The organism is Acidimicrobiales bacterium (assembly GCA_035540975.1).
Taxonomy (GTDB): Bacteria; Actinomycetota; Acidimicrobiia; order Acidimicrobiales.
The window spans coordinates 1-8,452 of the sequence record DATLFN010000017.1 but is presented as its reverse complement, the minus strand read 5'-3'; the positions used below and the strand labels follow the sequence as shown (position 1 = coordinate 8,452).

Sequence of the window (8,452 nt, the reverse complement as noted above, 5' to 3'; positions counted from 1 at the left end):
AGTCGGACTCGGTGATCGTCACCGACTCGATGACGACCTTCTCCTTGGGGGTGCCGCTCCCCGTGCCGATGGCGTCGATGGCGGCGACCACGTCCAGCCCCTTCACGACCTTGCCGAACAGGGAGTACTGCGGCGGAAGGGAGACGCCGGACGGTCCGCTGATCACGAAGAACTGGCTGCCGTTGGTGTTCGGGCCGGCGTTCGCCATGGCCAGCGACCCGATCTCGTAGCGGCCCGGCCCGGGCAGCTCGTCCTCGAACCGGTAGCCCGGGCCGCCCCGGCCACTGCCGTCGGGGTCGCCGCCCTGGAGCATGAACCCCGGGATCACCCGGTGGAAGTGGATCCCGTCGAAGTAGTGGTAGCGGGCGAGCACGACGAAGTTGTTCACCGTCCTCGGCGCGGCGATGGGGTCCAGGGCGACGACCATGGTCCCCTTGGTGGTGGCCATCTCCGCCGTGTAGCGCTTCGACGGGTCGATGCACATGGGCGGGGGGCCGTCGAAGCGGCGCTTCTTGGGGCTGGAGCCGTCGGCGGCGGGGCACTCGGTGGGCATGGGTCAGCGCTCCTCGATCTCGATCTTCTCGATGGTGACGAGCTCGCTGGGCGCCCCGCCGAGGCACGTCTGGTCGCCCTCGGGGCACGGCTCGAACAGGCCGGCGATCTTCTTCGCCACGTCCAGCCCGCTGGTGATCCTGCCGAACGTCACGTACGACCCGTCGCTGTCCAGCGCCGACGCCTTGGGCCCGGTGACGATGAAGTACTGGGCGCCGGCGCTGTCGGGCGCCTGGGTCCGGGCCATGACGACGTCGCCCTCGCCGTAGCTGAACCCCTTCCCCTCGTCCTTGATCGTGTAGCCGGGCCCGGGGTCGCTGATGGTCTGCGTCTTCGGCGACCCCGTCTGGAGGATGTCGATGCTGTCGTCGATCCGGGTGATGACCGTGCCGTCGTAGTAGTGGTACCGGGCGAGGACGACGTAGTTGTTGGCGGTGTTCGGGGTCTTCGCCGTGTCGAGGGTGATCTCGATGTCGCCCTGGGTGGTCGTCAGCTTGGCGACGTAGGTCTTGGCCGGGTCGATGCACATCGGCGGCGGCTCCGGCGGGAACTGGTCCGTCCGGGGCGAGCTGCCGTCGGGTGCCGGGCACGCCCACGTTTCCAGCTTGGCGCCGGCCGCCACGGGTTCGCCCTTGGGCGGGCCCTCGCCGCCGCCCTCCTCGCCCTCCGCCGTCGTGGTGGTGGTGCCCTCGGTGGCGACGTCCTCGTCGTCGCCCCCGCCGCCCACGAAGAACACCGAGACCACGAGGGCCGCGACCACGGCCACGACGACGCTCGTCATCAGTCGCTTCCGCCGCTGCTCCCGAGCCTGCTGCGCCCGGATCGCCTCGAGGCGGGCCTGGCGTCCCTGCTTCTTCCGCTGGCGCTTGTCGCTGGCCACGGCGGCAAGTTAGTGGACGAGCGCCCGCCGCTACTCTCCCGGGATGCCCCTCGTCGTGCAGAAGTTCGGTGGCACCTCCGTCGCCGACGCCGACCGGATCCGCTCGGTGGCCGACCACGTGGCGCGCACGGTCCGCCGCGGCAACCAGGTCGTGGTCGTGGTGAGCGCCATGGGCAAGGAGACCGACCAGCTGATCCACCTGGCCAACCAGGTGGCGGACAACCGGCCGGGCCGCGAGATGGACATGCTCATCACCGCCGGCGAGCGCAAGAGCATGGCCCTGCTGTGCATGGCCCTGGTCGACCGGGGCTGCCCGGCCTCGTCGTTCACCGGCAGCCAGGCGGGCCTCGTCACCGACACCGTCCACACCCGGGCCAAGATCCTCGAGGTGCGGGGCGACCGCATCCGCGAGGCTCTGGCCGCCGGCCACGTGCCCGTGGTGGGAGGCGCCCAGGGCGTGTCCACCGCCCGCGACGTGACGTTCCTCGGCCGGGGAGGCTCCGACACGACGGCGGTCGCCCTGGCCGAGGCGCTGGCCGCCGACTCGTGCGAGCTGTACACGGACGTGTCGGGCGTGTTCTCGGCCGACCCCGGCGTGGTGCCCGACGCCCGGCGCCTCCGGGAGCTGGGCTACGACGAGATGCTGGAGATGTGCGCGGCGGGCTGCCCCAAGCCGGAGATGCGCTCGGTGGAGTACGCCCGCACCCACAGGGTGCGCCTCCACGTGCGCTCCAGCTTCACGTGGGAGCCGGGGACGTGGATCGTGTCGGCCGACGAGGTCGAGACCAGGAGGAGGGAAGCGGGTTCGATGGAACAGGCAATCGTCTCGGCGGTCGTCCACGACGCCTCGGAGGCCAAGGTGACGGTCACCCACGTGCCCGACAAGCCGGGCATCGCCGCCAAGCTCTTCCGCTCCCTCGCCGACGAGCACGTCAACGTCGACATGATCGTGCAGAACGTGTCGCTGGGCGGGACCACCGACATCTCGTTCACCGTGGAGAAGGCGGACCTGCCCGTCAGCCTGAAGGTCTGCCAGGCCCACGCCGACGAGATCGGCGCGGCCGACGTGACGGCCGACGCCGCCATCGGGACGGTGTCGCTGGTGGGTGCCGGCATGAAGACCCATCCCGGCATCACGGCCACCATGTTCGAGACGCTCGCCACCGAGGGCATCAACATCGAGATGATCTCGACGTCGCCCATCCGCATCAGCTGCGTGGTCCGGGCCGACGCCGTCGAGCGGGCCGTGCAGGCGCTCCACACCGCCTTCGACCTGGCCTGACCCACTTCGCGCTGGCGCGCCAGCACGTGGCGCGTGATCGCGAGGAGAGCACGGCGTCGGCGGTCCGTAGACTGGCGGCCATGAGACTCGGAGTCGTCGGAGCCACCGGGATGGTCGGCGAGGTCATGCGGTCGATCCTCGCCGAGCGCTCGTTCCCCGCGGACGAGGTCCGCTTCTTCGCCTCGGCCCGCTCGGCCGGCACCCGCCTGCCGTGGAAAGACGGCGACATCGAGGTCGAGGAGTCGGCCACCGCCGACTTCTCGGGGCTGGACGTCGTGCTCATGTCGGCCGGCGCCACCCTCTCCCGCGAGCTCGCCCCCAGGGTCGCGGCGGCCGGGGCCGTCGTGGTCGACAACTCGTCGGCGTGGCGGCGCGACCCCGACGTGCCGCTGGTCGTCCCCGAGGTGAACGCCTCCGCCCTCGACTCGATCCCCAAGGGGATCGTCGCCAACCCCAACTGCACGACCATGATCTGCATGCCGGCCCTCAAGGTCCTCCACGACGAAGCCGGCCTGGTGCGCCTCGTGGCATCCACCTACCAGTGCGTGTCCGGCGGGGGCCGGGCCGGGGTGGCCGAGCTGGACGAGCAGGTCCGGGCGGTGGCGGAGAAGGCGGCCGAGCTCACCTGGGACGGGTCGGCCGTCGAGTTCCCGCCGCCGTCGAAGTACGTCGCCCCCATCGCCTTCAACGTCATCCCCTTCAACTTCAAGTACGAGGAGGACGACGAGACCGACGAGGAGCACAAGTTCCGGAACGAGAGCCGGCGAATCCTCGGCCTGCCCGGCCTGCGCGTCTCCGCCACCTGCGTGCGGGTACCGGTGTTCACCGGCCACTCGGTGAGCCTGAACGCCGAGTTCGAGCGCCCGATCACGCCCGATCGGGCCCGCGAGGTGCTGGACGGCGCCCCCGGCGTCACCCTGGTCGACGTCCCCACGCCCCTGGTGGCCGCCGGCGCCGACCCCACCTACGTCGGTCGCATCCGCCGCGACCCGGGCGCCGAGTCGGGATTGGCACTGTTCGTCTCCGGGGACAACCTGCGCAAGGGCGCCGCCCTCAACACCGTGCAGATCGCCGAGGCACTGCTCCAGCGCATCTGACGCCCGACCGAGAGGACCGATGGATGGGTGACGACGCCACGCGCGTGAAGGGGAAGATCGAGGAAGCGGTGGGCTGGGCCACCGGCGACCGCGAGGCCGAGGCCAAGGGCCGGGTCGAGGGGGAGACGGGCAGCGCACCCAGCGAGGACGAGGTCGACCGGCGGGAGGACGAGGTCCGCGAGGACCACGGCGACATCTGACGCTCCGCTCCGTTCTGGCACCAGGAACCGGCACCGGGGTGTCGATTCCTGGTGCCAGAGCCGGCCGGGGAGACGATCCGGGTGTGGTGTCGACGCCGGGCGGGAACAGCGAGGCCATGGAACTTCTACTCATCCTCCTGGTGGTCCTGCTGCTCGTCGGCCTCGTCGGCGGTCCCCGTTACTACCGGGGCCGGCGCACGACGGTGGTGCGGGAGCGGGACGTCATCTGATCGGACCGGACCGCCGGCCGGCGCCGGAACGCCGCCGGCCGGCACGGTCCGACCTTCCCAGAGGGGTGGGCAGAGCGCAGGTGGCAGACGTCAGCACCGGTCCGCCCGGTGCTGCTCGATCCGGTCGATGGCGGCCACCACCGGTTCGGGGTAGCGGTCGATGTCGGCCGACCCGGGGGCCGAGGGGCTCACCGACGTCCGCACGTGGTCGCGGAACCGCTCGACGTCGGGGCGGACGTCGTCCGGCGCGGCGGCCACCAGGCCGTCGAGGCGGGCGAGGTGGTCGGCCGAGCCGAGGTACGACTCCTCGACCTCCCCGTCGGCCTCGGCCAGCAGCACGCAGAACCGCTCCTGACCGGCGCCTGCGCCCGGTGATGTCGTAGACGTGGGCGCGGCGGCCGCACCGACGCCGTCACCGTCGTCGGCGCTCCCGCACGCGACGGCCAGGACGGCGACACCCACGAGGGCGGCGCGGAGAACGGCGGGGGCGGGGCCGGTCATCACACGCCCCACGCGAACCGCACGACGTTCCGGCCGCCGCTGCACCGGACGGCGAACGTCTCCTCGGCGGCCTCGCCGACGGCCGTCGTCCGGCACGAGTACCCGGCGGCGGCGACGCGCCCGCCCGGGAACGACCCGCCCTGCATCACCGCCGAGTCGTACGCCGCGGCTACCCGCTGGGCGGTGGCGCAGCGCACCCGGGCGCTCGCCGTGAGGCCGGTGACCCGGTCGCCGCCGTACCGGCACGCCCCATGGGCCGATGCCGGCTCGGCCGGCCCGGTCCACGCCGCCGCCGCCATGGCGATCGCCACGGCGGCGACGCCCGGCCACCTTGCCTTCGATGCTGCGAACCTGCGCATGTCGCCCCCTTCGGTGCCGCCCGGCCGGTGCCGGGTCGTGTGGCCTTTGGACGGGCGGACCGGCGGGGGCCTTCCGGGCTTGTGCCCACTGTGACCGATGTCGCAGCCGGCGACCCTGCTCGCGCCGGCACCGGCCCGATAGCGTTCCCCCGATCGCCGACCAGCGGAAGGAAACCGGATTGGCCGGCGTCCAACCCGGCATGCCGAGGGGTGCGACGGCCGAACGGGTGGGCGACGTCGACGCCGCCGTCCTGGCGCAGGCCCGCGCCGGCGACCACCGGGCGTTCCGCACCCTCGTGGCGCACTACGACCGCGGGCTGCGGGCGCTGGCGTACCGCCTCCTCGGCGACCCCGGGCAGATGGACGACGTCCTCCAGGAGGTCTACGTCAAGGCCTACCGGGGCATGGCGACCTTCCGGGGCGACGCCAGCGCCGGGACGTGGCTCTACCGGGTGACCTACAACGCCTGCCTGGACCAGCTGCGGCGCTCGAAGCGGGCGGACGTGGTGCCCCTGGAGGGGCTGGCCGAGCGAGCGTCGCCCGACGCCGACCCCGGCGACCGGGCGGCGATGCGGAGCAGCCTGGCCGACGCCCTCGCCACCCTGTCGCCCGAGCAGAGGGCCGCCGTCCTGCTGGTCGACGCCGAGGGCTTCGACCACGCCACGGCGGCGCACATCCTGGGCGTGGCCGAGGGCACCATCCACTCCCGGCTGTCCCGGGCCCATGCCCTCCTACGCGAGCGGCTCGGACGGAAGGGTGGTGAACGATGAGCGACGAGCGGGACGTCGAGCTGGGCGCCGCCCTGCGCGCCCTCCCCACGCCCGAGCACCGGCCCGGCTTCTGGGAGGAGCTGGAGGAGCGGCTCGCCTCCGAGTCGCCGCCCGGCTCGGGCGGGAGGCGACGCGACCGCAGGGACGGCCGCCGGCCGTTCCCCGGCCCCGTGCTGCTGGCCATCGCCGCTGCCGTGGCCGTCCTGGTGGGGGCGGTCGCCGTCCTCCTCCCCGACGACCGCGAGGGGACGCGGGTCGTCACCAACCCGACGACCACGACGACGGCGCCGCCCGACTACCGGCCCGGGCCCGAGCAGTCCCTCGGGGCGGGCACCGTCGTCGGCGTGAGCGGCGACGGCACCGCCGCTCTCGTGGTCGGCCCCGACCCCTCGTCCGACGAGCGGGGCTGCGAGGGCACGGGGGCGACGGCGCTGTTCGCCGCGCCCCTCGACGGCGGCGCCCGCCGGCCGTCGGTCGCCGACGCCGGGGCGCTGACGGGCCAGTTGCTGCGCAGCCGGGCCGATCCCGCCCGGGTCGCCGTGGTCTCGGTGTGCGAGGAGTTCCTGTCCGCGGCCTACGTCGCCCGCGAAGGGGCGGGCGGCGTCTTCACCGTGGTCACGCCGATCCCCCGCAGCGCCATCGACGGCCTCATCGCCCAGTTCGAGTGGTCGGCGGACGGGGCGCGCCTGCTGGCCGTCGTCTCGGGGAGCTGGGACGTCGTGAAGGTCGACCCGTCCACCGGTGCCCGGGAGACGGTGCTGCCGGCCGCCGACGCCTTCCGGGCCGCCGAGCTGGCCGACGGGACCCTCGCCGTGCTGACCCGCGACGGGCGGCTTCGCCTCGGCGACGAGGTGCTCGACATCGCGGGCGTCGACCTGGTCGTCTCGCCGGACGGGGGCGGGCTCGCCGTCCACGGCCCCGACGGCCTCTTCCTCGTCGCCCCAGGCAGCACCCGGCGGCTCGTCACCGGCCCGGTGGCCGCCGTCTCGTGGTCTCCCGACGGCCGGGCGCTGGCCGTCACCGGCCAGAGCTCCGACGTGGCCGGCGGGCCGCTCTCGATCGTCACCCAGGACGGCGCGGTGACCGAGGTCGCCGCCGGCGGGGTCCTCGGGGCTGCGTGGTTCGCCCCCGACGGGCGGGCGCTGGCGTTCACCCGGATCGAGCCGGGGGAGGGTGACGGCGAGGCGGCCGTGGCCCGGGAGCAGGCCGTCCTCGTGCGCTTCCCGTAGGCCGCGTCGACCGGTCCGCGTCTTCGGCGCCGCTCCCGGGGAGACTTGCTCTCCGCTCACCACCCGGGGAGGTCCGACATGGCTCAGCGCGCGGCCAGCCGGCCGCCCCGACCGCAGCGCCCGCCGGCGGGCAGGAAGGCGCCCCGGCCGGCACCCCGCCGCCGGGCGGGACGGCGCCGGAAGGGCGCTCGCCGGGGCCTCGTCCTCGTCCTCGTCCTCGTGCTCGTCGCTGCCGCCTTCGCCGGCGGCGTGGTGGCGCGCCCGGCGTTGGAGGACGCCTTCGACCGGGTCAGGGGCGGGTCGGCGGCCGCCACGGCCAGCGCGGCACCCGGCTTCGAGGCGGTCTACCGGCACGCCGCACCGGGCGTCCTGCGCCTCGACGCCGTCGTGTGCGGCGAGCTGGGCGGCCGGGGGGTCGGGACTGGGTTCCTGGCGCTCGACGCCCGACACGTCGTCACCGCCGCCCACGTCGTCGACGCGGCGGTCGCCATCACCGCCCGCTCGACCGACGAGGTGCGCACCGCCGAGGTCGTCGGCATGGACCGGGCCAGGGACCTCGCCCTCCTCCGGCTGGACCGGGCCCTCCCCGCGGAGCCGGCCGCGTTCGTCGCCGAGCGCGTGCCGGAGGCGACCGAGGTGCTGGCCGTCGGGTACCCCCACCGCGAGCCGCTGTCGCCCACCCGCGGCACGGTCAGCGGGTACGACCGCAAGGAGCTGATCGCCGGCCGGGTCGTCACCGGGCTGGTCCAGACCAGCGCGGCGATCAACCCTGGCAACAGCGGCGGGCCGCTGCTCGACGAGGACGGCCGGGTGGTGGGCGTCGTCATCGCCGGCAGCGAGTTCGCCCAGGGCCTCGCCTACGCGGTGGACGCCACGACTGTCGCACCGGTGCTCGCCGCCTGGCACGCCTCACCGGCGCCCGCCCCGGCCGCCGACTGCCCGGACCCCGTCGTGCCGTCCGGCAGCGTGGGCCTCCAGCCCCCCGCCTCGGGACGCACGGCGGCCGAGGTCGGGCTGGCCCTGGGCATCTACTTCGACGGCATCAACCACGGCCAGTACCACCTGACGTGGCAGCAGTACAGCGCCCGCAAGCGCGCCGCGGTGCCGGTGGAGGTGCTGGCCGAGCAGCTGGCGTCGAGCCGGGACGACGACCAGCACGTGGCCTCGGTGGTCCAAAGGGCCGACGGGTCGGTGGTGGCGGAGGTCGACTTCTCGAGCACCCAGGACGCCGGGAAGGGCCCCCGTCCGGGCGAGACGTGCTCGCTGTGGACGAACGACTTCGTGCTCGTCCGGGAGTCCGGCCGCTGGGTCATCGACCGGGTGGAGGGCTCGCACAGCGTCCCCTGCGAGGC

The 8,452-nt window shown here is 74.2% G+C and carries 10 protein-coding genes; 6 read left to right on the top strand and 4 right to left on the bottom strand.

Annotation, left to right across the window (positions count from 1 at the left end; genetic code table 11):
- Window positions 1-553 (bottom strand): peptidylprolyl isomerase (locus tag VM242_02740; GenBank protein HVM04066.1); only part of this gene is annotated, 553 nt, incomplete at its 3' end.
- A 3-nt stretch (window positions 554-556) separates the two neighbouring features.
- Window positions 557-1,432, bottom strand: coding sequence for a peptidylprolyl isomerase (locus tag VM242_02735; protein ID HVM04065.1), 876 nt, complete (start codon window positions 1,430-1,432; stop codon window positions 557-559).
- Window positions 1,433-1,475: 43 nt separating this feature from the next.
- Between VM242_02735 and VM242_02730 the strand changes: the two genes are divergently transcribed.
- The 3 genes from VM242_02730 to VM242_02720 all read left to right on the top strand — a co-directional run bounded on the left by VM242_02730 (window position 1,476) and on the right by VM242_02720 (window position 4,011).
- Entirely contained in the window at window positions 1,476-2,714 is a 1,239-nt protein-coding gene (locus tag VM242_02730) for an aspartate kinase (GenBank protein ID HVM04064.1), read from the top strand.
- Between the two features lie 80 nt (window positions 2,715-2,794).
- Window positions 2,795-3,811, top strand: coding sequence for an aspartate-semialdehyde dehydrogenase (locus VM242_02725; protein HVM04063.1), 1,017 nt, complete (start codon window positions 2,795-2,797; stop codon window positions 3,809-3,811).
- Window positions 3,812-3,834: 23 nt separating this feature from the next.
- A complete protein-coding gene (locus VM242_02720; GenBank protein ID HVM04062.1) occupies window positions 3,835-4,011 on the top strand; it encodes a hypothetical protein in 177 nt (58 codons plus the stop codon).
- A gap of 320 nt (window positions 4,012-4,331) precedes the next feature.
- Here VM242_02720 and VM242_02715 read toward each other — a convergent pair whose 3' ends face one another.
- The gene (locus VM242_02715; protein ID HVM04061.1) at window positions 4,332-4,742 is read right to left on the bottom strand and encodes a hypothetical protein; all 411 of its coding nucleotides are present in this window, start codon (window positions 4,740-4,742) and stop codon (window positions 4,332-4,334) included.
- Complete coding sequence (locus VM242_02710) at window positions 4,742-5,101, bottom strand: hypothetical protein (GenBank protein ID HVM04060.1); 360 nt, start codon at window positions 5,099-5,101, stop codon at window positions 4,742-4,744. Before VM242_02710 ends, VM242_02715 begins: the two co-directional genes overlap by 1 nt.
- 179 nt (window positions 5,102-5,280) lie before the next feature.
- Between VM242_02710 and VM242_02705 the strand changes: the two genes are divergently transcribed.
- The 3 genes from VM242_02705 to VM242_02695 form a co-directional block, all read left to right on the top strand.
- Window positions 5,281-5,871, top strand: a complete 591-nt coding sequence (locus tag VM242_02705; GenBank protein ID HVM04059.1) for a sigma-70 family RNA polymerase sigma factor — start codon at window positions 5,281-5,283, stop codon at window positions 5,869-5,871.
- Window positions 5,868-7,100 carry a hypothetical protein gene (locus VM242_02700; protein ID HVM04058.1) on the top strand — a complete coding sequence of 411 codons (1,233 nt, stop codon included), beginning with the start codon at window positions 5,868-5,870 and terminating at the stop codon, window positions 7,098-7,100. Before VM242_02705 ends, VM242_02700 begins: the two co-directional genes overlap by 4 nt.
- A gap of 78 nt (window positions 7,101-7,178) precedes the next feature.
- A partial coding sequence (locus VM242_02695; protein ID HVM04057.1) for a S1C family serine protease occupies window positions 7,179-8,452 on the top strand: 1,274 nt, incomplete at its 3' end.

Excerpts from the sequence above, each read along its gene's own strand:
- VM242_02710 (HVM04060.1), bottom strand. The coding sequence starts at position 5,101 with ATGCGCAGGTTCGCAGCATCGAAGGCAAGGTGGCCGGGCGTCGCCGCC.
- VM242_02730 (HVM04064.1), top strand. The coding sequence starts at position 1,476 with ATGCCCCTCGTCGTGCAGAAGTTCGGTGGCACCTCCGTCGCCGACGCC.
- VM242_02720 (HVM04062.1), top strand. The coding sequence starts at position 3,835 with ATGGGTGACGACGCCACGCGCGTGAAGGGGAAGATCGAGGAAGCGGTG.
- VM242_02700 (HVM04058.1), top strand. The coding sequence starts at position 5,868 with ATGAGCGACGAGCGGGACGTCGAGCTGGGCGCCGCCCTGCGCGCCCTC.
- VM242_02715 (HVM04061.1), bottom strand. The coding sequence starts at position 4,742 with ATGACCGGCCCCGCCCCCGCCGTTCTCCGCGCCGCCCTCGTGGGTGTC.
- VM242_02725 (HVM04063.1), top strand. The coding sequence starts at position 2,795 with ATGAGACTCGGAGTCGTCGGAGCCACCGGGATGGTCGGCGAGGTCATG.